Origin of the sequence: Aeromonas sp. Y311-2 (assembly GCF_027706025.1) — a bacterium.
Classification (GTDB): Bacteria; Pseudomonadota; Gammaproteobacteria; order Enterobacterales; family Aeromonadaceae; genus Aeromonas; species Aeromonas veronii.
The window spans coordinates 3,270-28,800 of sequence record NZ_JAPDCL010000034.1; the positions used below are offsets into that span (position 1 = coordinate 3,270).

At 58.7% G+C, this 25,531-nt stretch carries 22 protein-coding genes and 1 tRNA gene; 14 read left to right on the plus strand and 9 right to left on the minus strand.

Annotated features, from left to right (window positions below; all coding sequences use genetic code 11):
- The first annotated feature begins 414 nt into the window (after positions 1-414).
- The 10 genes from OKC42_RS21180 (at position 415) to OKC42_RS21225 (ending at position 9,266) form a co-directional block, all read left to right on the plus strand.
- A tRNA-Arg gene (locus tag OKC42_RS21180) sits at positions 415-491 on the plus strand.
- Between the two features lie 405 nt (positions 492-896).
- On the plus strand, positions 897-1,847 hold the full coding sequence (locus OKC42_RS21185; protein ID WP_270820849.1) for a DUF932 domain-containing protein: 951 nt from the start codon (positions 897-899) through the stop codon (positions 1,845-1,847).
- A gap of 94 nt (positions 1,848-1,941) precedes the next feature.
- Positions 1,942-2,931, plus strand: a complete 990-nt coding sequence (locus tag OKC42_RS21190; protein WP_270820850.1) for a YqaJ viral recombinase family nuclease — start codon at positions 1,942-1,944, stop codon at positions 2,929-2,931.
- Positions 2,928-3,887 (plus strand): recombination directionality factor, encoded by a 960-nt coding sequence (locus OKC42_RS21195; RefSeq protein ID WP_270820851.1) that lies wholly within the window; start codon positions 2,928-2,930, stop codon positions 3,885-3,887. Before OKC42_RS21190 ends, OKC42_RS21195 begins: the two co-directional genes overlap by 4 nt.
- A gap of 264 nt (positions 3,888-4,151) precedes the next feature.
- Complete coding sequence (locus OKC42_RS21200) at positions 4,152-4,700, plus strand: recombinase family protein (protein ID WP_270820853.1); 549 nt, start codon at positions 4,152-4,154, stop codon at positions 4,698-4,700.
- Between the two features lie 55 nt (positions 4,701-4,755).
- On the plus strand, positions 4,756-7,080 hold the full coding sequence (locus OKC42_RS21205) for a hypothetical protein (RefSeq protein WP_270820854.1): 2,325 nt from the start codon (positions 4,756-4,758) through the stop codon (positions 7,078-7,080).
- Positions 7,081-7,165: 85 nt separating this feature from the next.
- Positions 7,166-7,744, plus strand: a complete 579-nt coding sequence (locus OKC42_RS21210; protein WP_270820855.1) for a lecithin retinol acyltransferase family protein — start codon at positions 7,166-7,168, stop codon at positions 7,742-7,744.
- A 50-nt stretch (positions 7,745-7,794) separates the two neighbouring features.
- The gene (locus OKC42_RS21215; protein WP_270820856.1) at positions 7,795-8,220 is read left to right on the plus strand and encodes a DUF2787 domain-containing protein; all 426 of its coding nucleotides are present in this window, start codon (positions 7,795-7,797) and stop codon (positions 8,218-8,220) included.
- A gap of 108 nt (positions 8,221-8,328) precedes the next feature.
- Positions 8,329-8,826 (plus strand): RadC family protein, encoded by a 498-nt coding sequence (gene radC / locus OKC42_RS21220; protein WP_270820857.1) that lies wholly within the window; start codon positions 8,329-8,331, stop codon positions 8,824-8,826.
- Between the two features lie 95 nt (positions 8,827-8,921).
- Positions 8,922-9,266, plus strand: coding sequence for a type IV toxin-antitoxin system YeeU family antitoxin (locus OKC42_RS21225; RefSeq protein ID WP_270820858.1), 345 nt, complete (start codon positions 8,922-8,924; stop codon positions 9,264-9,266).
- A gap of 361 nt (positions 9,267-9,627) precedes the next feature.
- Here the strand turns inward: OKC42_RS21225 and OKC42_RS21230 are convergent, their stop codons facing one another.
- From OKC42_RS21230 to OKC42_RS21270, 9 genes are all read right to left on the minus strand, one after another.
- Positions 9,628-9,816, minus strand: a complete 189-nt coding sequence (locus tag OKC42_RS21230) for a hypothetical protein (RefSeq protein ID WP_270820859.1) — start codon at positions 9,814-9,816, stop codon at positions 9,628-9,630.
- A gap of 226 nt (positions 9,817-10,042) precedes the next feature.
- The gene (gene pykF, locus OKC42_RS21235) at positions 10,043-11,455 is read right to left on the minus strand and encodes a pyruvate kinase PykF (protein WP_270820860.1); all 1,413 of its coding nucleotides are present in this window, start codon (positions 11,453-11,455) and stop codon (positions 10,043-10,045) included.
- A 44-nt stretch (positions 11,456-11,499) separates the two neighbouring features.
- The gene (locus OKC42_RS21240; RefSeq protein ID WP_270820861.1) at positions 11,500-12,675 is read right to left on the minus strand and encodes a glycoside hydrolase family 53 protein; all 1,176 of its coding nucleotides are present in this window, start codon (positions 12,673-12,675) and stop codon (positions 11,500-11,502) included.
- Between the two features lies 1 nt (position 12,676).
- The gene (locus OKC42_RS21245; protein WP_068982265.1) at positions 12,677-13,024 is read right to left on the minus strand and encodes a glucose PTS transporter subunit EIIB; all 348 of its coding nucleotides are present in this window, start codon (positions 13,022-13,024) and stop codon (positions 12,677-12,679) included.
- Between the two features lie 54 nt (positions 13,025-13,078).
- Positions 13,079-15,133: a beta-galactosidase gene (locus OKC42_RS21250; RefSeq protein ID WP_270820863.1), complete on the minus strand. Its 2,055-nt coding sequence runs from the start codon at positions 15,131-15,133 to the stop codon at positions 13,079-13,081.
- Positions 15,134-15,196: 63 nt separating this feature from the next.
- A complete protein-coding gene (locus OKC42_RS21255) occupies positions 15,197-16,396 on the minus strand; it encodes a glycoside hydrolase family 53 protein (protein WP_270820864.1) in 1,200 nt (399 codons plus the stop codon).
- 22 nt (positions 16,397-16,418) lie between these two features.
- Complete coding sequence (locus tag OKC42_RS21260; protein ID WP_068982263.1) at positions 16,419-17,270, minus strand: sugar ABC transporter permease; 852 nt, start codon at positions 17,268-17,270, stop codon at positions 16,419-16,421.
- Positions 17,271-17,282: 12 nt separating this feature from the next.
- A complete protein-coding gene (locus tag OKC42_RS21265; RefSeq protein ID WP_068982262.1) occupies positions 17,283-18,587 on the minus strand; it encodes a carbohydrate ABC transporter permease in 1,305 nt (434 codons plus the stop codon).
- Between the two features lie 78 nt (positions 18,588-18,665).
- Positions 18,666-19,895 (minus strand): extracellular solute-binding protein, encoded by a 1,230-nt coding sequence (locus OKC42_RS21270; RefSeq protein WP_139390238.1) that lies wholly within the window; start codon positions 19,893-19,895, stop codon positions 18,666-18,668.
- A gap of 559 nt (positions 19,896-20,454) precedes the next feature.
- On the opposite strand from OKC42_RS21270, the gene OKC42_RS21275 reads away from it, so the two are divergent.
- From OKC42_RS21275 to OKC42_RS21290, 4 genes are all read left to right on the plus strand, one after another.
- Entirely contained in the window at positions 20,455-21,537 is a 1,083-nt protein-coding gene (locus OKC42_RS21275; RefSeq protein ID WP_139390239.1) for an ABC transporter ATP-binding protein, read from the plus strand.
- Between the two features lie 297 nt (positions 21,538-21,834).
- Entirely contained in the window at positions 21,835-23,877 is a 2,043-nt protein-coding gene (locus OKC42_RS21280; protein WP_139390240.1) for a methyl-accepting chemotaxis protein, read from the plus strand.
- A gap of 25 nt (positions 23,878-23,902) precedes the next feature.
- Positions 23,903-24,322 carry a hypothetical protein gene (locus OKC42_RS21285; RefSeq protein WP_139390241.1) on the plus strand — a complete coding sequence of 140 codons (420 nt, stop codon included), beginning with the start codon at positions 23,903-23,905 and terminating at the stop codon, positions 24,320-24,322.
- Between the two features lie 123 nt (positions 24,323-24,445).
- Positions 24,446-25,450: a glycoside hydrolase family 53 protein gene (locus tag OKC42_RS21290; RefSeq protein ID WP_139390242.1), complete on the plus strand. Its 1,005-nt coding sequence runs from the start codon at positions 24,446-24,448 to the stop codon at positions 25,448-25,450.
- The last annotated feature ends 81 nt before the right edge of the window (positions 25,451-25,531 follow it).

Here is a 25,531-nt window from a genome sequence, read left to right on the forward strand (position 1 = left end):
TCAGGCATTAGCGTTATCGGTAGCGTGAAATGAAATCCTGGCTGCTGGCTGGCAACGATTGTCAGCTGACAACGGGGCGATCAGCTCATCAGAACCATCAGGCATTAGCGTTATCGGTAGCGTGAAATGAAATCCTGGCTGCTGGCTGGCAACGATTGTCAGCTGACAACGGGGTGATCAGCTCATCAGAACCATCAGGCATTAGCGTTATCGGTAGTGTGAAATGAAGTCCTGGCCGCTGCCCGATAATCTGCTCGGCACTCTCTGTCAGCCGCATTATAGGTATCGTGAAATGGAAATCTGGCTCCAGCGAACTCGATTGTCAGCTGACAACGCGGTGATCTGCACCTCAGTGGTCGCTGGCGATGACATTAGCTGTTTATTTTTATTAGTATTTTTATATAATGCGCGCACGTCCCAGTGGCACAGCTGGATAGCGCGCGCCCCTCCTAAGGGCGAGGTCGCAGGTTCGAATCCTGCCTGGGACGCCATCTCGTAACCTCATTTCACCCCCAATAATGCATTTGCGCATGCGTTGCAAGCATTATTTTGCGCTATTTCAGCGCTATTCAAATCCCAAAATGCACTTAACCAATTGTTTTTTAACGATATTTTTTATTTAAAAGATCTTATAACCATCCCCTCCTAAGGGACAGGCCACTGGTTCGACTCCAGTCGGGAACGCCATACAAAACAAGGGGTTGGTATCGCAAGATGCCAACCCCTTGGTCGTTTTTGCTCTGGGGTACCACACGGGGTACCACAGCGCGCATTCCATAACTAGAAATCTGGAAATATAAATGAGTCTCATTTCAATTAAATTCAGATATATATTATCTCCATGAACCTACCCAAGGGACTGCTCTGTGCAGTCCCTTTTTCATTGGAGATCTCTAATGGCGCACCTGATCGACACCATGGCCTACGTAGGCCAGACGCCTTGGCACGGCCTCGGCAATATATTGCCCCCACAGCAATCTCTGGATATCTGGCTGCAAGCGGCCAGGATGGATTGGACTATCGAACAGAGCGACGTGATGTTTAACGTCGCCTCCGATGCGCTGCATATCCGCCCCTACAGCGACAGCAAGGTGCTTTATCGCTCCGATACACTCATTCCCCTGTCGGTGGTCTCAAGCCGCTACAACGTGGTACAGCCCCACGAGGTGCTGCACTTCTATCAAGACTTGGTGGAAGCCGGTGGCTTTGAGCTGGAGACAGCTGGCTCGCTCAAGGGCGGCCGCAAGCTGTGGGCACTGGCCAAGACCGGTCAGAACCTTAAGCTCAAGGGCGGTGACGTGGTGAAGTCTTATCTGCTGCTGGCCACCAGTTGCGACGGCACTCTCTGCACCACGGCTCAGTTCACCTCATTGCGTGTGGTGTGCAACAACACGCTGCAGATGGCACTGCGCGGCGCTACCGGCGCCATCAAGGTGCCCCACTCCACTCAGTTCGATGCCGCTGCCGTCAAAGAGTCGCTCGGGCTGGGGCTCTCTCATTGGGATGAGTTCAAGGCGCAGACCAAGGCGCTGGCACAGCGGCCAGTAGCCCCCGAAGAGGCGCTGCGCTTTTTCAGCGACCTGCTGGCGCAGCCGCTGGATGAGGAGAGCATGATCCTCACCAAGCCGGTACAACGCCTGCATGAGCTCTATCTGGGCGCAGGCATGGGCTCAGAGCTTGCCAGCTCCCGCAATACCGCCTGGGGGCTGGTCAATGCGGTAACGGAATATGTCGATCACCACCGCCGTGCTCGCAGCCAGGATCACCGGCTCGATTCCGCCTGGTTTGGTCAGGGTGCCCAACTCAAATCCCAAGCCTTGAATCAAGCTCTCACTCTGCTGCAGTAATTCCTCTTCCCTATTTAAACCGCATAACGACCTCACCCGGACTGGCGAAAGCCAATCCGGGCGTAGCCATTTATGCCGTCAACAAGGAGTCGTCATGAAAGCAAAAGCCAAATATGGCCAAGCCCTGCGGCTGGCCTCTACTACTCAATTAACCCGCGAGCAGTGGCTCGCAATCCGCAAACTCGGCATTGGCTCCTCCGATGCCGCCGTGGCTGTGGGGTTATCTCCCTACAAATGCCCGCTCAGCCTGTGGCTGGAGAAGACCGGCCGCAAGGAGCCGGAAGATATCTCCCAAAGGGAAGCGGTACTGTGGGGCATTGAGCTGGAACCGGTGCTGGCACAGGTCTATGCCAAACGCACAGGCTACAAGGTGCGCCGGGTCAATGCCGTTCTGCAACACCCCGAGCACCCCTTCATGCTCGCCAACCTCGACCGAGAAGTGGTCGGCCATCCCGATGGGCCGGGCATTCTGGAGATCAAGACCGCCAGCTATCACAGCGCCCCCCAGTGGGAGGAAGGGGTGCCGGTGGCTTACCAATGTCAGGTGCTGCATCAGCTGGCCGTCACCGGCCATGCCTGGGCTGAGGTGGCAGTGCTGATCGGCGGCCAGGATTTTCGGATTTACCGCATCGAGCGTGACGAAGAGAAGATCCAGGATCTCACCGAGCGGGAAGCGCAGTTCTGGCAGATGGTACAACAAGATCAGCAACCTGAACCTGACGGCTCCAGTGATGCCGCCAATGCCCTGAGCTGGCTCTTCCCCCGCGATGATGGCCAGACGGTGGATCTCTCCGATTCCCCCGAGTTCAACCAGCTGTTTGGCGAGCTACTGCGCTTGCGTGAGCAGAAAGAAGCGGTCGAGCTACAGGAGTCACAACTCAAGCAGCGGCTGCAAGCCACCTTGGGCGAAGCGACAGCCGGGCTGTTTGCCGATGGCAAGATCACCTGGAAGCGCAGCAAAGACCGGCTGGCACCGGATCTGGATAAGCTCGGACAGGATCATCCCGACTTGCTCACCCGCTACGTTAAACCGGTGCCCGGCGTGCGCCGTTTCACCATTCAACCCTTGAGGCAAACACCATGATCAAAGGACTGGCGATTACCCCGCCCGTGATCGGGCGGATCTGCATCGGCAAACTGGTGCAAAAACAGGATAAATGGGTACCAGAGAAGGACGACAGCTTCACCCTCACCACCCAGGTACAACAGAAGGGGGGATGGTTGCTCCATCCCCTGCATCAACACTATTCATCGCAAAAGAACGGCCAAGGGCAGGAGCAGACCAAAATCCGCGCCATTCCGGTGCGGGTGCTGTTCAACGACAGCGACTTGAACTTGCGGGCGGAATACACCGCGTTTGACCGGCAAACCGGCAGGCCGCTCTGTGTCGGTAATGGGGAAATGGCAAGACGCGTGGGGGCTCAAGGCATGGAGGAAGTCAGCTGCCCTGGGCCTGAGCGCTGTGCCTTTGCCGGACAACAGGACTGCAAGTTGTACGGACGGCTGAACCTGTTTGTGGAGGGACAGGGGGATGAGCTCGGCAGCTTTATCTTTCGCACCACCGGCTACAACTCGGTGCGTACCCTGGCGGCACGACTCAAGTACCTGGAAGCGGTCAGCGGCGGCCTGACCCGCTATCTGCCGCTCACGTTGCGGCTGCGGGCCAAGAGCACCACCCAGTCCTACCGTACCCCGGTCTACTACGTGGACCTGACCCTGCGCGATGAGCTGACCCTGACCGAGGTTGTCGGACAAGCGAAAGAGGCGGCACTACGTGATCATGAGGCAGGGCTTGATATCGAGCAGATGGAGCACACGGCCCGCGAGCTGCTGCGCAACGGCCAGTTCGAAGAGATGGATGAAGAGGTGCCGTCTCTGCTGGAGGAGTTCTATCCCGAGCCAGAGGCGGGCGAAGCATCATCAGCCTCACCGCCGATGGCAACAGCGGTGGTAACGACGCCAGCACGCTCCCGCCCTCGCCCCTCCCCCTTGACCAACAAGCTAGGCAGCGGTGCTGACCCTTCGTCACCCCATGCCTGAACTCGGTACTACCGACCGTTAAATCCTTTCAAATCAATTCGTAGCGATGCGTTCGGCTGCGACCTCACGACGGGACGTCTGTCACAAAACGGCCCGTCGCGTATTCCCATCACTGGTTTGGGGTCAATAGATCAAGCCCTATTGCCCCTCACGAAATAGGCACCTTTTTCAGCTATTCCCCACCCATTTCAGGTCAATAAGGTCTCTTTGAGGCTTTTGACCTGGGGTGTCAGTGTACCTTGCCCTATTGACCGGGAGGAGACCATGGCACTGGTAGGTTATGCACGCGTGAGCACGGTAGGCCAGAGCCTGGATACCCAGCTTCAAGCGCTGGCCGAGTGCAGCAAGATTTTCCAAGAGAAGGTGAGCGGCGCCAGCGATGACCGGCCCCAGCTCGCCCTGCTGCTGGATTGTGTGAATGCAGGCGACGTGGTGATGGTGACCAAGCTGGATCGCCTGGCACGCAACACCCGCCACCTGTTGGAAATTTCGGAGTACCTGCAACAGCGGCAGGTGGCCCTGCGCATCTTGAACCTAGGCGTCGACACCTCAACCCCGACCGGCAAGTTGATGCTGACCATGATCGGCGCCATCGCCACCTTCGAGCGGGAGTTGATGCTGGAACGCCAAGCCGAGGGGATTGAGCTCGCCAAACGGCGTGGGGCCTACAAGGGCCGCAAGCCCACCGCGATGGCAAAGGGGCGCGAGGTGCTGGCGCTAGCCAAGCGAGGGTTACCCAGGGCCGAGATCGCGAGGCAGACGGGGATCAGCATTTCCAGCGTGCAACGCATCCTCAGGACAACAGAAAAATAATGCCGGGGTATCTCCCGGAGCATCGGATTCGTATTCAACACAAGGAAGAAAAATAATGAAAAAACATCATTATCTCTCGTTAATCGCCGCTTTGGTCCTCAGTGCTTGCGGCGGTGGCAGCGACAATAGCAGTAGTGATAATGGCGGCAATGGCGCTCCTGCCGATATCACCCTAACCGGTCGCGCCCTCTCCGGCGACTATCTGGCTGGGCAAGCCGCCTGCCTGGACCTCAATGCCAACCAACAGTGTGACAACGGCGAACCGCAGACCACCACCGACAGTCAGGGGCGTTTCAACTTCACCCTGCCAGAAACGCAGCAAGCCGACGCCAGTCAGGCATGGGCTATTCTTGCTGCTCCTGCCACCTCGCCAATGGTTGCGGCTCGTGCCGCCACCACCCCAACCCTGCTCGGTTACGTTGACGGTGCTGAGTTTGTGGTCAGCCCCTATACCCACCAACTGGTCACCAGCACCGATCCTGAGCAACGCAAGACCCACTATCAATCCAGCATCGCCACCAAGGAGAAACAACTGATTGCCAGCGAGCTGGGGCTGACGACACAGGAGGCCAGCGAACAGAAGCTGTTTGGAGATTATCTGGCGGCGGGTGACGAACACAGTACGGCCCTGGCTGAAGAGGCAGCCACCAAAGAGCAGCAACTCGTTGAGGCAAGTACCCTGCAAGCCGAGCTGGCGGCGGCCCTTGCCACCGACAACCCGCAAGGATGGCAATCGGTCACGGTCAGCATTCGCAACCTGCGCGAGTACAACCGCAATCAGGACATCTGGCAGCAAATCCGCCTGCAAGAGGTTGTCTACACCAAACGGGTTGAGGCCATCGAGACGACCCGCACCGAGAGCACCCGCTGGCTGCTTGATGAGCAGGGAGGCTACGATGCCCAGCAGCCACTGCGCCGCTTTATCGACGAGGAGTACAAGAACTGGGACAGCAAGCAATATAGCCTGCACTCCGCTTGGGACTGGACCTACGACGAGAGCGGTAATGCCACCGTCAAAGGCGAGAGTATCCGCAGCGGCACCTTCAGTCAGGATGCGAATGGTCTCTACAGCTACCACACCACGGAGTTCACCAACGAGGGCACGCCCGTTCCCCATGACACGGCCCCGTTGCCTGAGGATAGTTATTGCGAAGGCTTCGACATCCAGGCCGAGTTCGCCCGCTGGCAAGCCAATCCAAGCCTGACGGCGCTCGACCAGTGTGTAGGCAATGTCCTGCAAAGCGATGACCAGGAGAACCTCGACAGCCAGGGCGCATGGACACAGCACCGCGCCCTGACTTTCTGGCTCAGAGGGGAAGACCCCATCAATCCCAATGGCCCACCCAGCAGCTACGAAACCCGCACCAGCGTGGTCACGGCGCAAGGGGATACGCAGTTTGTGAACCAACTGGATAACCAGGCTCTGACCATCAACGCCCCAGCGTTGGGTCAGTCTCCCTTCAACCTCACCCGCGATGACAAGCTGAGCCATACCGGTGACAGCGCCATCAAATTGGCCCAGCCGATTTGTGGCGGGTGCGCGGCGACCGAACTCGACAGCAGCATCCCCGGCTTTGGCAAGGTCGAGCTGCAAAACTACAACCCGACCCGCTGGCGCTCGCTGAGCGGGGCCTATCTGGAGCAGGATTACCGGAAGCAGGCGAGCGGCTCTACCCTCACTAATCGCTTCTACCAGCTGGATGTACAGCAGCCCGATGGGCTGGCCAAGCCATTGTTCTTGAAATACGCGGGCAATAGCACGCCGTTTATGACTCAGGACTGGCAGTTTGATAGTGCCAGCCAGACCCTGACTGCCACCCATCACTACACCCCCGTTGCCGACCTTGCCGATGTCTGGCCACTGCCACACCAGGTCATGCAAGGTGACGCGTTGGAACTGAAGGCAACCGTCACGCTCGTGCAATCCAACGGCTTGCCCAGCGCCACGCAGACCATGACAGTCGATGGTGGTAATGCCATCAGCACGCCCACTTTCGCAGAAGGGCTCTTCAGCTCGCCGCTGCACTGGAGCGTGCAGAGCAGCGATACCAGCCCAGATGGCCAAGAGTTCGCCGAACTGCTGTTTGGCACCGCGCCGCTGAGCTTCAAGGCCAGCCGTGAGGCGGGTATCAGCCAGGGTATCTGCGGCGGCGACCCTGCCACCGTGCGTCAGGAATTGCTGTTCGCACCGGTTGGCGGGGACATGGTAGTGAGCGTGGTCTGCGATGGTGTCGATGTGGCGCAGCAATATCTGTTGCGCGTGACCACACCGTTCAACGGCACAACCTTCCAGGCAGAGCTGCAATTCTTTGCCGATGGCGCCAACATCTACCGGGAGGCCCCATTCGAGCGTACCCAGCTCACCTTCACCAAACAGTAAGCCTCACTCGTTCGACAACATAAATCCCACAGGGCGTCACCACATGGTGACGCCCTTTTTCATTTTCAGTTCATAAGGAACCGCTATGACCATGCCCCCTCTCACCCTCAGCGACCACCTCGCCGTCCAGCGCCTCGGCTACAGCCACCACGGCCTCTACGTCGGCGACGGACAGGTTATCCATTACCAAGGACCGTTTGCCAGCGATGACCGAACGGGCCAAGTCGTGCTGTGCTCGCTCGATGATTTTCACGGCGAGCAGCCGCTACAGGTGGTCTCTCACCCACGTCGGCCGTTTAGTCGGGAAGAGTGCGTGACACGGGCCTTCTCCCGCTTGGGCGAGCAGGACTATCACCTGCTCTTCAACAACTGCGAGCACTTTGTGCAGTGGTGCATTGAGGACCGCCACAGCTCACCCCAGGTGAACCATGCCACCACCGCCCTCGCGGCCACCGGCAGCCAGTTGCTTAAATCCAGCCAAGGTAGTCAGGCCGTCACCAACGCCTTGATGGGGGCCTCCGCCAGCTTGGCCAGCGTTCCGGCGACCAGCGGCACCATCTTGTCTGTCACCGCCATCAGCGCCCCGGCATGGGCACCGCTGGCCGTGGGCGTTGCGGTCGCCTATGGCACACACCGGTTATTCAAATGGCTCACCGATGACTAACCCCTTCATTCGTCGCTCAACCACTTCATCACCACGCAAGGAACAATCCCATGACCATCATCTTCAACCGGGACGGCATCAGCCTGCCCGTGAGTCAGGCGCTGCTGATCCTGCTCAACCAAGAAGCAGAGCGTACCAACCTCGACCTGGTGCGTTGCACCCAGCTCACCTTCAACTTCCGCAACCCCGGTTACAGCGCCGAGCAAGGTGGCGTTCACCCGGTCGAGATCCGCCTGGTGCGTGGTCTCGACGACTGGCTATTCGATTACGTCACCGACTTCAGCTACCAGGGGCTGGGGCAGTATGCCGAGTTGTGCAAAGAGCTCGATTTCAACTTCCTCGACGGTGAGCACTTTATGCAGGGCTGGGGACCACTACAGCTGGCAGAAGCGCGAGAGCTATTCGCGCTGTGGCAGCGCAACTTCATCACCTACTGCGGGCTGGAGTGCTTCAGCGTCACCGTCAGCGGGAACTAGGAAGTATCGGTAATCCGCTGACCCACTCCCCGCAATCCCCCTTTATCGCAAAAAAGCACACCCCACCGGCCCATCGGCCAGTGGGGCGAACGCTTTGGAGGATCAATCATGTTGCATCAGAAACTAAGCGCCGGGGAGCAACCCGGCACCTATCGGGTGACCGACTTGGTCACCGACGACGACTTGCTCACCATCGCCCAGGCACTGGCCCGCCAGAAGCTCGCCAAAGGCGTAGCCCTCACCGACAAGCATCTGGCCCACCAAGCGCTACAAGGGCTGCTGCAAACGCGGGATCGCGAAGTGTTCGCCGCAGTGTTCCTCGATAACCAGCACCGGATCTTGGCCTACGAGGAGCTGTTTCTCGGCACCCTCTCCGCCGCGACTGTCTACCCCCGCGATGTCGTCAAGCGGGCACTACACCACAATGCTGCCGCCCTGATGCTGGTGCATAACCACCCGTCGGGATACCCGGAACCCAGCCGGGCAGATATCGAGATCACCCTGCGATTGCAAGGTGCCTTGGCGCTAGTCGATATCCGCACCCTGGATCATCTGGTGGTGGGGACCGAGGGCGTGGTGTCGCTGGCAGAACGAGGAAATTTGTAACTGCCACGCCGGTCAGGTGGCCCGCTCATGGAGGAAGAAGGCATGACCAGCAGTGAGCTCTACTACGACTTACCATCATTAGGAGTACACAGAAAATGGGAACCATAGGTAGTTGGGGATTACATACCCAAGTTCAACCACGTTTTGGCGCACGTGCTATTGTCGAACGAGGCGGGATCTCCCTTCCTTGGGATCGCTGCGGCATCTATGGCGATGCTGAAGAGCAGTGGCTAACCGACATTGATACTGTTATACCGGGTTTTATTGAGCACCTTAGCAAGCTCTTTCAACAAGGAGAACTGCTTAGTGACCAAGATAAATTGGTGACGTTGCAACAAGGGGAATGGATATGTCTGGCTAATCCCAAAGCCAGCTACGGATATCTCTATCTGGATGTCTACCGGCAAGAATGCGGTAGTGTTCAAGCCACGAAAACCTGAAGCTGAGGCAGAGGGTGAGCGTGTAGCTCACCCTACCTGAGACTCTTACTACTGAACCCCTAATGCCTTGTAGACAGCACCCACCGGATAAGCATAAAAGCTGATTTGAAACTTGGAGAAGATCTCCGCGGTACGGTTGGAATGTCGGAGGCAGACGTCATCGGCAACAATACCCGCTTTCCGCCGCTGTCCATCGCCAGTAGCAGACTACCAGCCAAATCCTCAACCTGTTGACCACACCGCCTAGCGTCATGTCTCCCAGCACAACCATCTGCTCCTGAACCGGCTTGCCCATCAAGATGGAGCAGAATTAGACCAAAGCAGCCAGACTGGTTTTGGTGCTGGGGCCGGAGTTATGTAGCTAGACCACATGCAGATGGTACTCATGCTCGGAGAACTTGGCCGTTGCGCTGATCCGATTCAGATTTCCTTTGAAGTAATCGAAACCGACCCGGATCGCCTCCTTCGCTAGCGTATTGGAACCCAGCCCAGAGGTCGAATGCTTGCCGTTGTCGGGCGTCATCTGGGTTTCGAAACGATACGTAATCACTAAAATTAACCTTGGGCGTCGATTAGGCGAGGGCTGGAAATCACTGAGCCATGTCCCCAGAACATATTACAACTGTAATGCGGATAGGAATAAATATGACATAGTGCAACCGTGTCCCCCCTTGAAATACAGAACCCGCGATGCATCACATCGCGGGTTCTGAGTGTCTAAAAGTTAGCTAATAATGTTGAGGTCTAGTATGGGGCTAGAAAGACTCGATACCTGATCAGAGCACATGAACGGAAGCGGTGTTGGTGGTGCCGCTCGGTACCAGAGCACCGGAGACCATGACAACTACGTCACCCTTCACGCCCATGCCGATTTCCTGCGCGGCTTCTTTGCCGATGCGATAGAAGTCGTCGGTGGAGGCGATGGAGTCAACCACGTGAGTCACCACACCCTTGGTCAGTACCAGCTGGGCAGCGGTCTTCTTGTTGGTAGTGATGGCCAGGATCCAGGCTTTCGGGAAGTACTTACGGATGGCCTTGGCAGACTTGCCGCCTTCGGTGGCAACCACGATCAGCGGGGCGTCCAGCTTCTCGGAGGTCTCTACCGCGCCTTTACAGACCGCTTCGGTGATGCGCAGCTTATTGCTGTCGTTGGCAGCAGACAGGTTGGACGGCATCACGGCATCGGTACGCTCGCAGATGGTGGCCATGATGGTCACGGCTTCCAGCGGGTACTTGCCCTTGGCGGACTCACCGGACAGCATGACTGCGTCGGTACCGTCCAGGATGGCGTTGGCCACGTCGCCGGCTTCGGCGCGGGTCGGACGCGGGTTCTTGATCATGGAGTCCAGCATCTGGGTGGCGGTGATGACCACTTTGCGGGCTTTGTTGCACTTCTCGATGATCATCTTCTGGGCGAAGATAACTTCTTCAACCGGAATTTCCACACCCATGTCGCCACGAGCAACCATGATGCCGTCGGAGACAGCCAGGATCTCGTCGAAGTTGTCCAGGCCTTCCTGGTTTTCGATCTTGGAGATGATCTGGATGTTCTCGCCGCCGTGGGCTTTCAGGTGCTCACGGATTTCCAGCACATCTTCTTTCTTGCGGATGAAGGAGGCGGCAACGAAATCAACGCCTTGCTCGCAACCGAAGATGAGGTCGCGCTTGTCTTTCTCGGCCAGGGCCGGCAGCTTGATGGAGACGCCCGGCAGGTTGATGCCCTTGTTCTCGCCCAGGTCACCGTTGTTCAGTACTTTACAGATCACTTCGCGCTCGGTGATTTCGATGACGTCCAGACCGATCAGGCCATCGTCAACCAGGATGCGGTTGCCGACGCGCAGGTCGTTGGCGAAACCAGCATAGGTGACGGCGACTTTGTCTTTGTTGCCCACCACGGTCTGGTCGGTGGTGAAGGTGAAGGTCTGGCCAGCGACCAGGGCCACGTCGTTTCCGCCTTCCAGCTTGATGGTACGGATTTCCGGACCCTTGGTGTCCAGCAGGATGGCTGCGTGCTTGCCGGTTTCGGCCATGACAGCGCGCAGGTTGCTGATGCGACCACCGTGCTCGGCGTAGTCGCCGTGGGAGAAGTTCAGGCGCATGACGTTCATGCCGGCGTCCAGCATCTTGGCCAGCATTTCTTTGGATTCGGTCTTGGGACCGATGGTGCAGACGATTTTGGTCTTTTTCATGTCAGTCTTCATGGTGCTGTTGTCATCTCTTCAATGTGAAATAGTCAGCGGGTCAGGGCAAAGGCGGCCAACGCCGGCAGTCCTCTGCCCTCCCGATCAAACAGGGCCTGGTTCTCCCAACCATTCCCGAGGGGTTCGTCTATCCCGAGGAACGCCATGCCAGCCTGACTGGCCCAGCTGTCACCGGTGACCCGGATCCAGCCCGGCTCCCAGTAGACAAACCCGAGCCCGAGCCGATCCGGCACTGCGGCAATAGCGGCACGCAGGGCATCGAGAAACGCCAGTTGCCCCTCGGGCGTCGCAGCAAACCCGCCGCGCACGGCCTCCTGCTCACCGAAGGCGTTGCGAACCGCGTCCTGGTTGACGGTGTCGTGCCCATAGGCGGTCTCAACCACCAGCAGCGGGAGTCTGATTTGGGTGGCCAGGCTGTTCATGGTGCGCGAGAGGTCGCCCAAGGATCCGTGCCAGTAGGGGTAGAAGGAGAGACCCACCAGATCGAACGGCACATCGCGCGCCTGAATCGCCTTGAGCCAGCGCAGGCACTGTGCCTCATCGCCCCCTTCGGCCAGATGCAGCATAAGGCGCGGGGTGCTCCCCCCCTCGCTGCCGGCACGGATCCCGGCGATGGCGGCCTTGAGCAGCTGGGCCAGACGGTCGAACTCGGCCTCTTCCCGCCGGTGCAGTCGCCCCTGCGGCCACAGCATGCCGTTATTGAGTTCGTTGCCGACCTGCACCATCTGTGGTGGCACCCCTGCCTCGCGCAGGCGGCGCATCACGACAGCGCTGTAATCATGCAACGTCACTGCCAGCTCTGCATCCGACTTACCCCGCCAGGCGCGTGGCGTATGCTGCTTGCCGGGGTCGGCCCAGAAGTCGCTGTAGTGAAGATCGAGCAACCAGGGCAGGTTGAGGGCCCGGCTGCGCTGCGCCAGTGCAATCACCCTTCCCAGATCGTTGTTGCCTCCGCCAAAGGGTTCACCTTTGGCGGAGTGGGGATCGACCCACAGCCGCAGGCGTACTAGGTTGAGACCGCGCTCGCGCATCAGGCTCAGCAGCGCCCCCTTCCGCGTTCCGTCTTGATAGTGCACGCCGAGGCGCTCGAGTTCGGCCAGAGTGGACACATCCGCCCCGCGGATGGCCAGGTTGTGGGGGGCTGCGCCAGCCCCGGCGCTGAGGGCACCTAGCATGACCAGCAGTGGCCAGCTCAGCGGGGGGCGCATCTTAGTGCTGCTCCGGCTCGTGCAGCTCGAACCACTGACCGAGCTCACGACGCAGGTTGTCCGAGCGCTTGCCGAAGATGGCCTGCACCTCGTCGCCGATGATGATGACGCCGATGGCGCCGAGACGCTGCAGCGCCTCGCTGTCGACCGGCTGCAAGGCATTGACCCTGACCCGCAGCCGGGTCAGGCAGGCGTCAAAGCCCACAATGTTGTCGCGCCCGCCAAAGGCAGCGATGAGCGCGGTGATGGCCGCTTCGTCCAGCCCGGAGAGCGGTGCCTCGGCCGATTTCTCCCCCTTGTGGCCGAGGGCGGCGGCGAACAGCCGCTTGAAGTCCTGCATCTTGACCATTTGAACCTCCTAAACGTGAAAAAAGAGGGCGAAGCCACTGGCTCCGCCCCGCGATCAACAGGCGCGACGCAGCACCCGGCAGCCAAACGCCGGCAGCACCAGCGAGTCGCACAGCACCTCGCCGCTCACCATGTCGCTGTGACCACCCGGCAGAGCGACTAGGCGCTCTGCGTTGGCGAAGTTCTGCACGAACACGAACACCTGCTCACCGTCAGTGCGACACTGGGCGGTGACCCCCTCCGGCAAGGCCGGCAGGGCACGCGGCAGGGCCAGGGTATCGATGAGATGGCCGAAGAAGTCGCGCTGGAATGCCAGATTATTGCGCGAGGCGACATAGTAGGCACGCCCTGCCCCGTGTTCGTTGACCGTCACCGCCGGACGCCCGGCATAGAAGTCGCCGTCATAGTTGGCCAAGGACCTCGCGCCCTCCAAATGGATGAGATCGCACAGGTGGGTCACCTCGTAGGGGCCACAGAGTCCGGCCTCGTTGCCGGCAAGACCCGAGACAGCGTTACGTTCCTCGTCATAGAGGCCGTCTATCTCCTCTGCCCAGATCCCAAGGACAGGGCGCAGCGGCCCGGGGAAGCCCCCCAGGTGACAGAGATCGGTCTCGTTGACGATGCCGCTCCAGTAAGTGGTGACAAACTGGCCGCCTCGTTTGACGAAGGCATCTACCCGTTCGGCAAAGCCATCGCGCACCATGTAGAGCATGGGGGCGATAACCAGGTCATAACCATCGAGCGCGCAGTCGGCATTAATGACATCCACCGCCACCCCTGCTTCCCAGAAGGGGCGGTAGTGCTCGGCCACCGTCTTCTCGTAGAAGAGACCGGCATTGCGCGGGCCCTGGGCGTTGTCCATGGCCCAACGGCTCTCCCAGTCGAAGATGATGGCCACTTTCGCCTCAACGCGGCTGCCTGCAACCTCAGGCAACTTGGCCAGGATCTCGCCGAGAGCCTGCACCTCGCGGCCGACACGGGTGTCGATGTGACCGACGTGATCGACCACGGCTCCGTGGAACTTCTCGACTGAACCACGGCTCTTGCGCCACTGGAAATACTGCACCGAGTCGGAGCCGTGGGCCACCGCCTGCAAGGAGGTGAGTATGTGCATCCCTGGCTTCTTGAGCTTGCTGATGGGCTGCCAGTTGGTCAGGCTCGGGGTCGACTCCATCAGGAAGAAGGGCTTGCCTCCCTTGAGGGTGCGCATCAGGTCGTGATACATGGCGGTGTAGGCTGCCAGGGTCGAGTCATCGCCACTGTTGTGCCACAGGGGGTAGCTGTCCCAGGAGATGAAATCGATCACCTTGGCCAACTGCCAGTAGTCATAGTCGTAGAAGTACTCCATGAAGTTGGTGGTGGCCGGCAGGCTCGGGTTGGCCGCCTTCAAGGGTTTGATCTCCTCGGCGCAGAAGTCACTCACCTGGGCGGTGTTGAAACGCTTCCAGTCGAGGTTGAGGCCGTGGATCGAGCTTTCCCCGATGGGTGACGGGGATTCGATCTGTGACCAGTCGGTATAGGTGTGGCTCCAGAAGCTGCTCCACCAAGCGTGGTTTAGCGCTTCTATGCTGCCATAGCGTGCCTTGAGCCAGTCACGGAAGCGCCCCTGGCATAGCTCACAGTGGCACTCGCCACCGTACTCGTTGGAGATGTGCCAGGCGATAACACCTGGATGACGACCATAGCGTTCGGCCAGCGCGCCGTTGATGGCACGTACCTTCTCACGATAGACAGGCGAGCTCATGCAGTGATTATGACGACCACCGTGCAGCGCCTTAACCCGCTCCTTGCTGACCCGCAGCACCTCGGGATAGCGCTGGGAAAGCCAGGCCGGGCGGGCACCGCTCGGGGTGGCGAGGAAGACCGACACGCCGTTCTCATGCAGGCGATCGATCACCGTATCGAGCCAGCCAAACTCATAGCGCCCCTCCTGTGGCTCCAGGGAAGACCAGCTGAAGATACCGACCGACATCACATTGGAATGGGTCTGTTTCATCATCTCGAGATCGCGCTCGAACACCTGAGGGTCGTCCAGCCACTGATCCGGGTTGTAGTCAGCGCCATGCAACAGGGCAGGCACCCGTTCACTGAGCGGGGAAAACTTGAACATCACACATCTCCTAAGACGAGGGGGCGCCGGCCATGGCCGGCCGCCCTATCGGTTGAAACCGGGTCAGTTGAATACTTTGATCGAGGGAAGCACATGGCCGGAGCAGTCAAACAGCGCCTGGTTCTCCCGGGCATTGCCCTCTTTCCAGTCGTCGTTGTTGTACTTCATACCGGCCTTGGTTGCCCAGGTCGCGCCCTGCGTCGGCAGCCAGGCAGGCTCCCAGTAGAAGACGCCCTTGCCACGCCCATCCGGTACCGCCACCACGCTCTTGATAAGATCGCGAAGGAAGTCGGCCTGCCCCTGTACACTGGCAGGGTAACCACCGTCGCTTGCCTCTTTGGCGGTGAAGTTATTCTCGGCGTTGTCGCAGTTGTCCGTGGTGTAGCCGTAGGCGGCCTCGACCACGATCACATCCTTGCCATAGCGCTTGCTGATGTCATCCATGTTGGCTTTGAGGGCGCTGATGGGACCATCCCAGTAGGTGTAGAAGGAGAGCCCGATGATATCGAAGGGCACCTCGCGCTTGGCGATCTCGTCAAACCACCAGACGAAGGTGTCATTCTTGGTACCCTCAGCCAGGTGCAACATCACCTTGATATCCTTGCCGTGCTCTTTCACCGCACGCACGCCGGCCTTGAGCAAAGTGGCCAGGCGATCAAACTCGCCACCGTTCTGGCCCCAGCTCTTGCCCTCTGGCCACAGCATGCCGCCATTGATCTCGTTGCCGACCTGCACCATGTCAGGCACCACGCCGGCCTTGGCCAGGGCATCCATGCTCTCCTTGGTGTGGGCATAAACTGCATCCGCCAACTGCTCGACCGACATATCACGCCACGCCTTGGGCTTGTTCTGACGACCCGGATCGGTCCAGAAGTCGCTGTAGTGGAAATCGAGCAGGAACTTCATGCCGTGCGCCTTGGCACGCTTGGCAAGTTCTATCGTTGCAGCCAGATCGTTGTTGCCGCCGCCGTAAGGCTTACCCTCTGCATCCTTGGGATCCACCCACAGGCGCAGGCGAATGTAGTTAAAACCGTTCTCCTTGAGGATGGCCATGGCGTCCTGTTGCTTGCCGCTGGCATCGAAGAATTTGCCGCCAAACTTCTCCACCTCGGCCAGCATGGATACATCGGCCCCCTTGATGAAGGCTTGTGGTACCGCTACTGGCTGCACTACTGCACTCTCGGCGGCCACGACTTGGGCCTGCATGCCCAACATGCCGGTGGCGAGCAGCGCCGCCATCACCAGCGTCTTCTTGATTTTCATGTCGAACGTCCTGTTTAACGGATTAACCCTTGGTCCCACCTGCGGTAAGACCGGAAACGAAGTACTTCTGCAAGGAGAGGTACAAGATGGCCACCGGTACCGCGATGAGCACAGCCCCCGCCGCGTAGGTGGTGTAGCTGGCCCCCATCTTCTGGGCGACCAGGTTGTAAAGACCAATAGGCAGGGTGAACTGATCCGGGGTACGCAATATGGTGCTGGCCAGGATGAAATCACCGAGCGGGCCGGTGAAGGAGAACAGTGCTACCACCGCGATGATGGGCTTGGAGAGCGGCATGATGATCTCGATGAAGATGCGGAAGTTGCCAGCCCCATCCATGCGCGCCGACTCGTCGAGATCCTTGGGGATGGCGTCGAGGTAACCCTTCATCAAATAGGTGTTCATCGGGATCATGCCACCCACGTAGACCAGCACCAACGCCAGGTGGCTGTTGACCAGGCCGAGCATCTGGGCCAGCACGAAGATGGCGATGAGGGCCGAGAACTGGGGCACCATCTGCAGCAGCAGGAACAGCATCAGGCCGTTTTGCCGCCCGCGGAAACGAAAGCGCGAGAAGGCATAGGCGGTGAAACTGACACTGATGAGGGTCAGCACCATGGTCAGGAAGCTGATCTTCATCGAGTTCCAGTACCAGGCGGCATAGTCGATGCGTCCATCAAACAACTCCTGGTAGTGAATAAAGGAGAAGTTTTCCGGGATGATCGAGGTGTTAAGCAGGCTGCTGCCCGGGTTGAGGGATGCCCCCACCGTCCAGATGAGGGGGTAGATGATGACCACCGCAACCATAGCCAGCAGCAAATAGCTTAGGGTCAGGCGGATGGCATTACTCTTTTTCAGACTGTGTTTGGCACTCATGGCTGGATCTCCTTACACCATGTCGTCTTGCTTGAACGAATTGGTCGCACGGAACTGCCACAGGGCAATGCCGACCACGAAGATGGAGAGCAGAATGGTGATGCTCGCCGCAATCGCATACTGGGATGACGACATGGTCAGCTTGTAGATCCAGGAGACCAGGATGTCGGTGCCGCCGGCATTGGAACCGGCCACCGCAGGTCCCCCGTTGTTGAACAGGTAAATAATGTTGAAGTTGTTGAAGTTGAAGGTGTACTGGGTGATGAGGATCGGAGCGATCGAATAGAGCACCAGGGGCAGCGTAATGGTGGTCAGCTTGTGCCATGTGCTGGCACCGTCGATGGTGGCCGCCTCGTAGAGATCATCCGGGATAGCCTGCAACACCCCAGTGGTCATGGCGAAGACGAACGGGAAGCCAAGCCAGGTCTGCATCAGGATGAGGGCCGTCTTGGTCCAGAAGGGATCTGTCATCCATGCCTTGGGGTCGATACCCAGAGAAGCCAGAATACCGTTGTTGATGACGCCAAAGGTTTCGTTGAACATGCCGGCGAACACCAGAATGGTGACAAAACCGGGCACTGCCCACGGCAGGATCAGGATGGTGCGGATGAGCGGCTTGAAGCGCAGATCCTTCTGATTGACCAGGATCGCCAGCAGCACCCCGACCGAGCATTGCAACGTGGTGGCGATCAGCGTCCAGATCACTGTCCACTGCAACACGTCAAGCAAGGTCGAGCGCCACAGATCGAGCTTGAAAATGTTGATGAAGTTCTTCATCCCCACCCAGTCCACCAACTTGGCCGGCGGGGTGTGGTAGAGATCGTAGTTGGTGAAGGCGATGGAGAAGCCGAAGATGATGGGGAACACCACCACGAACACCAGCAGGATGAAGCCCGGGGTGATCATCAGGTACGGAAACCCTTCGCTCAGCAGCAACTGGTATTGCTTGCGCACACTGGTCAGGGCCACGCCACGATCGCGGCGATCACCGTTGATATAGGCGTCGCGGATACTCCAGTAGTAGAAAGCACAACCAAAGATGGCCACCAGTACGCTGATGACCCCCTTGGCCAGGAGGAAGACTGAGTTGTCCCGCGGCAACTCGGTGCCGAGGGTGAACAGGCCCCAGAAGCCCTGGGACAGGAAGTCATGGAATACGCCGAAGAAGCAAACCATGACGATGAAAAACAGGGTGCCCTTGACCCACTGCCGGTTATACCACTGTCCGAGTCCCGGTATCAGCGAGAGCAGCGCGGCAACCTTGGCATGATGGGTTCTTGTACCGATCTGGGTGAACGATTCGGAATCGACAACCACAATTTACCTCCTTTCCATTAAGAGCCCGGGCGACCACTGATGCCGCCCGGCCCGAATCGAGCCGGAGCTCGACTGTTGTTATTGCTGTGCGTGATTGACTTCGATCTGCATGTTGATGTTCTTGACCGCGCCGTCCAGAGCCGCCTTGACATCCTGCTTGCCGGTCACACCGAGCTGCAGTGCGCTGTTGGCCGGGGTCCACACCTCCTGCATCTCGGGCACACTTGGCATCGGGATGGCGAAGCCAGCCTGAATGGCCACGGCCCGGGATTTCTCGTCTTCCTTGATGAGCGGATCGTCGATCAACGCCTTGAGCGGCGGGATCTCACCGGTCTTCTGGAAGCGGACCTTGGCGTACTCAGGCTGATTGATGAACTCGATGAACTGCTGTGCCAGCTCTTTCTGCTTGGAATAGGTTGAGATGCTGTACCCCTTCACGCCGAGGAAGGAGCGCATGTGTTCGCCATTGGGCAGTGTCGGCAGCGGGGCGACGCCATAATTCACACCGGCATCCTTGTAAGGTTGGAACGACCAAGGTCCTGTGATAACAGCCGCCGCCTTCTTCTCGGTAAACAGAGAGTCGATGGCGTTTGCACCGGTCTCACCGACAATGCCAGCAGGGAAAAGCCCTTCGGTATAGAAGCGCTTAAGGAAGGTGACCCCGTCGACTGCCCCCTGGTTAGCCAGGCCAACATCCTTGACGTTGAGTGAACCGTTGGGGTTCTGGCCGAAGATGTAGCCCCCCATGGCTGCCACTACGCCGTAGGAGTAATAGATCTCGTCAAACTTGGCGAGCAGGCCGTATTTGTTCTCTGCGCGCAGGGTCTGGGAAGCCTTGATCAGCTCGTCGAAGCTTTCCGGTGCCTTGGGCAGCAGATCCTTGTTGTAGACCATCACTATGGTCTCGACTGCCTTGGGCAGGCCATAGAGCTTGCCCTCATAGGTCTGGGCGTCTACAGCAGGCTTGGTGAAACCTGCCAGATAGTCGGCACTTGGCTTGATTTCGCTGATCAACCCCTGTACCACGGCGGTGCCAACCTGATCATGGGGCAGTACCAGCACATCCGGACCGATACCGGCCGGTCCATCCAGGCGCAGCTTCTCTATTTGCTGGGCATAGGGCGTTTCGAGGATTTTCACCTTGACGTTGTGCTTGGCTTCAAATGCCTTGACCGCTTCTTCGATGCCATTGGATTTCTTGATGTCTTCCCACACCAGCAGCTCGCCATCGGCGGCACGGGCAACCTGCCCCAGCCCCATCACGCCCAAAGACAACAGCATTGAAACGGTCAATTTATTGATTTTCATATGATTTCCTTGTCCCTAACTCAGGTGAAAACAGGCCTTAGCCGAGCATCTAGGTGAGGTGAATGTTACAATTTCATCAAGCCAGTGTAACTTGTGGCATTTTTTACCGGTTATTGTGTAATTAAGAATTCATCTTGATTACATACCGGTTAAGTCGGAAATCGCAGTCGCACACACCAACTTAACTAAGATCATGATAAATAAATGCTTTAACCCTATACATCAGATCCGGATCAATTCGCTCCATCTCTTGATTCTTGCTTGGCACGCCTTCCAGGTGTGCACTTAAACAGAAAAAAGGTAACGATTACACCGAATGGCTCTACGGTAAGCGGTGCTTGCCCTGCCTGCTAGTAGCACATATCAACGCTGTGATCTCATGCACAAAAGAAACAGCATTTTGTGCAACCGCTTACACCTGACTGATATAGTCCTCTTAAAGCCACAGAGTGAAACGGTGTGAAACCCCTTCTCCCTCCCAGGGCAAAAAAGCCGCAGCAGGGGCTGACTACTTCGAGACTCTGCAGCTAATGCATTTACTATCAAGGAGTTAAAGCTCATGGCGAGTATCAGATTGAACAATGTGGTCAAGCGTTTTGGCAGCAACGTGACCTTGCATAACGTCAACCTGGATGTAGAAGACGGTGAGTTCACCGTCTTCGTCGGTCCTTCCGGTTGTGGCAAATCCACCCTGCTGCGGATGATCGCAGGCCTGGAAGAGATATCGGACGGCAACATTGCCATTGATGAACAAGTGGTCAACGATGTGGCCCCAGCTCATCGCGGGGTGGCCATGGTGTTCCAGTCTTATGCGCTTTATCCCCACATGACGGTGGCGGAGAACATGGGCTATGGCCTGCGGGTCAATGGGGTGCCAAAAGAGGAAATTGCCCACCAGGTCAGCATGGTGGCCAAGACTCTGCAGCTTTCTCATCTGCTCGATCGTAAACCCAAGCAGCTTTCCGGCGGCCAGCGCCAGCGGGTCGCCATCGGCCGTGCCATTGTGCGCAACCCCAAGGTGTTCCTGTTTGACGAGCCACTCTCCAACCTCGATGCCGAACTGCGTGTCGAGATGCGCCTGCACATCGCCAAGCTGCATCAGGAACTCAAGACCACCATGATCTACGTGACCCACGACCAGGTGGAGGCCATGACCCTGGCCGACAAGATAGTGGTGATGAACTATGGCAAGGTGGAACAGGTCGGCTCGCCAATGGAGCTCTACTACAAGCCCTGCAACCGTTTCGTGGCCGGTTTCATCGGCTCACCCAAGATGAACTTCCTGCCAGCCAGCGTACTGGCCTGGAGCCCGGAGCAGATCCGGGTCAGGGTAGCCGGCCAGCAGGAGCTCACCCTGCCCATCTTCACCGAGCGACTCGAGCCGGGCAGCGAGATCTCCCTTGGCCTGCGTCCCGAGCATGTGGTGCCGGGCGCAGAGGGGATCCACCTCGCCTTTACCTGCGAGGTAGTGGAGCGTCTTGGCAACAGCACCTATCTGTTCGGCCAGTGCTGCGGCACCGACGGCTTCAAGCTGCTGCTGGCAGGGGATGGGGAGTTTCATCCGTACCAGAAGATGGATGTTTTCTTTGCCCCGCAAAATTGCCTTGTTTTCAATGCCGAAGGGCTCAGGATCAGCCGCTAAATAGGGCTACTGCATGCCCCGATCCACTTTGCCCCCGCCCAGCCGGGGGCTTTTTTTATTCACGGGCGCAGGACTCAAAATGAGAGCGGGCTCGCAACCCAGGACAAATCCCGTACAAGGGTACCAAGAAAGAGTGTAAAAGATTCACACAATAGTGAAAACGTTACACAGAAATCAGATTCAGGTGCCCTGCCTTATCAAAGCCTTATTTTTCACTAAAGTAAGACATTGATAATAGATGACTTATCATTTCTGCCATCAGGCCGGGTTGGCTCAACACCACATGTAATCGATACCATGAAATTACGTACCCGTCACCTTTCCATCATCCAGCGCCTGACGCTGGGCTTTGCCGTCATCCTGCTGCTACTGCTGCTCTCCGTAGCCCTCTCCCTCTACGCCGGCCAGCGGCTGGCCGACCAGGTTGGGACACTTGCCAGCCATACTGCTCCAACCCTGGTGCAAAGCCGCGCCGTGACTCGCGATCTGTTCACGCTTGACCGCCATCTTGGCAACGCATTACTGCAGACCAGGGATGAGGATCTGGATGCAGCACGTCAGCAGATGCAGCAATGGCAAGCACGCTTCGAGCAGGACCTGAACATCCTGGCTAGGCAAATAGCAGGGGAACCAAAGCAGAGTAAGCGCGTCGATAGCCTGCGCGAGCAACAGGCCGCCTACTGGCAACTGGCCCAACAACTGGTCGATGACTATGCCCACAACCGCCTCGAACAGAGCAAGCTGGCTGCCGACACCCGCCTCGGCAGCACGGCGCGCCAATTTGCCAGTGCCCTCGATGTTCTGCTTGCCCCTCTGGGTAGCCATCCTGCCGCATTGCTCAAGAATCGTCTTCTGGCGAACCTGGAACAGCAAGTCAGTACTACTCAGGAGACCCTCAAGCAGCAAGACCCGGCTCCTATTGCTGCACGCTTAGCCATCAATGAACGGGCCAATAAGCAGATGACAGAACTGCGCAAGGAGCTGGAGCGCCAGCTTGCAGGCCAAGAAGATGCTTTCGGCGCGACCCTAAGCCTGGAACGTAGCACAGGGGTACGGCTCGATGCCCTCGCAACCCTGCTAAGTGGTCCAGAAAGCTTGCTGGCCCGCCATCTGTCACTGGTCGAGCAAAGCATCATGCTTCGCAACCAAAGCGCACAAGCCAGCCGTTTCATCGACAGTCTGCTCGGCGAGCTGAGCGAGCTTGACGGTGCAATCGACGAGCAGCTTCACCAGAGCACCGCCGGCAGCGGCGCCATTCTGCTCTGGCTGCGCCTCGGGCTGTGCGCCGGCCTGCTGCTCTCCCTCGGTCTCGGCGCCCTAGTGCTCTGGCATCTGGTGCGCGCCATCCGCCAACCGCTGCACCATATCCTCACCACCCTCAAGGCACTGAGCCAGGGAGACATGCGCCAACGCGTACCGCTGCTGCGCCACGACGAGTTTGGCCAGCTTGCCATCGGCATCAATGCCCTGGCCGACGAGATGAGCGGCATGCTCGGTCAGATAGTTCATGCGGCCGACGCGCTCGGCCGCATGGCCGGCCAGAACCAGCAAGCCCAGCATCACGCCCAGCTTGCCATCGGCGAGCAGCGCAACGAGACCACAGGGGTCTGTAGCGCCATGGAGGAGATGGACTACTCGGTGCGCGAGGTTGCCGGCAGTATTGGCCAGACCGAGCAGACACTCGGCAACATAGCTGCGGCAGCCCACGCCGCCAGCCTGCGTGGGGCGGCGACCGGCAAACGGCTGCAGCAACTGGCTGACGAGTTGGCGCAATCACGCCGCAGTGTGGAGCAGGTGCAGACATTGAGCGTCAGCATCGGTGACATCCTTGCCCTGATCGGGCGCATCACGGAGCAGACCAATCTGCTGGCCCTCAACGCCGCCATCGAGGCGGCCCGCGCCGGCGAACAGGGGCGTGGCTTTGCCGTGGTGGCCGACGAGGTGCGTCAGCTGGCACACCACACCGCAGACTCAACCACTCGTATCCAGGGGATCATCGACGATCTGCAGCAGAGCACCCGCGGCGCGGTCGCCACCATGCTGCGCTGCCACGATGCCATGGCCCAGAGCCGCACCGACAGCGATGCAGGCTGCGCCACCCTGGCCGAACTATCCCAGGCGCTGCAGCAGGTGGCCGAGCAGAGCAGCCGTATCGCCAGCGCGACCCTGCAGCAACAGCAGACCAGTGCAGAGATCGCCCGCAACATTACCAACATCGCCCGGATTGCCGACGACAACCAGGGCGCCCTGGCCAAGGTGGCACAGACCAGCGACCAGTTGCAGCAGCTGTCGCAGCAGCAACTGTCGCTGACCCGCCGCTTCACCCTGCAGAGTGCCTGACTACACACCACAAAGAGGACCACCCATGTTCAAGAAGACACTGTTGCTGACTACCCTGATCGCCTGCCTCCAGCCCGCGCTGGCCAATGAGGAGGATCCCCTGGCACGCCCGCTGTTCCTGCGTGGCGAGATGAACAACTGGGAGGCACCGGCAGACCAGCGACTGGTGACCCAGCAAGGAGACTTGCTGTCGGTACAGGTGGCGTTGCAGGCCAGTCACGGCGCCTACAAGTTCAAGATTGCCGACGAGAAGTGGAAGGCCGACACCACCTATGGCCAGTTCGACCCCGCCGCCAAGGTCGAGGCGGACAAACCGGTGGTAGTCAAGGCCGGCTGGCAGTGGAGCGACATGAAGTTCACCCCGCCCCGCGACGGCCAGTATCGCATCACCCTGGATCGCCGCGATCCCCAACACATCCAGGTTACCGTCTCCCCCGCCGGGTGATCCCAGGGCCGCCGCAAGGCGGCCCCAGCCTCCGCCGGGATGGCGCCGCACGGCGACGCCATCCCGGCGCGGGACTGCATCCCTGTCGCCACCCTACACACATCCAGACAGGAGATAACAACAATGAAGAGACATCTACTTACCACCCTGCTGCTTGGCAGCGCCCTGCTGTTTCATGGCCAGGGAGAGGCCATGGTCAAGGGGGCTGACATCAGCTGGCTGACCCAGATGGAGAAAGCCGGATACAAGTTCTATAACGACGCCGGCCAGCCGCAGGATCTGTTCAAGACCCTGAAAGATCACGGTATGAATACCATCAGGCTCAGGGTATGGGTCAATCCTGCCGATGGCTGGAACAACATCAGTGACGTCATCGCCAAGGCCAAGCGGGCCAAGGCGGCCGGTTTCGATCTGCTGATTGACTTCCACTACAGCGACAGCTGGGCCGACCCTGGCAAGCAGACCAAGCCGGCAGCCTGGCAGAGCTACACCTTTGATCAGCTGATGTCGAACGTATGGTGGCACACCTACAACTCCCTGGTGGCCCTGAAAAACGCAGGAATCACCCCCAAGTGGGTGCAGGTGGGCAACGAGACCAACAATGGCATGCTCTGGGAAGAGGGGCGCGCCTCGGTCAACATGAAGAACTTTGCCTGGCTCATCAACAGCGGTTATGACGCCGTCAAGGCGGTCAACAGTAGCACCAAGGTCATCGTCCACCTGGCCAACTGCGAGAACAACAGCCTCTATCGTTGGATGTTTGATGGCCTAAAGAACAACGGCGCCAAGTGGGATGTCATTGGTGCCTCCATCTACCCAACCCAGAGTGGCAACGGCGACTGGTTCACCCTCAACAACCTCTGCTATGACAACCTCTCCGATATGGTGACCCGCTATGGCAAGGAGGTGATGATTGTCGAGGTGGGCATGCCATGGGATGACCCGAAAAACAGTTACGACACCATTGCTGATCTACTCAACAAGATGACGTGGATCCCCGATGGCAAGGGGCTCGGAGTGCTCTACTGGGAACCACAGAGCTACAAGAACTGGCAGGGTTACAGCCTGGGACTGATGGACAACAGCGGCAAACCCACCTATGCGCTGGATGCCTTCCTGTTGCAGTAAATATGTAACGTTACACAGAGGCGCAGTAGGTAGTGCGCCTCTTCCGTCTGCCACCTGGACATGACTTCGCCCGTCTCTTCG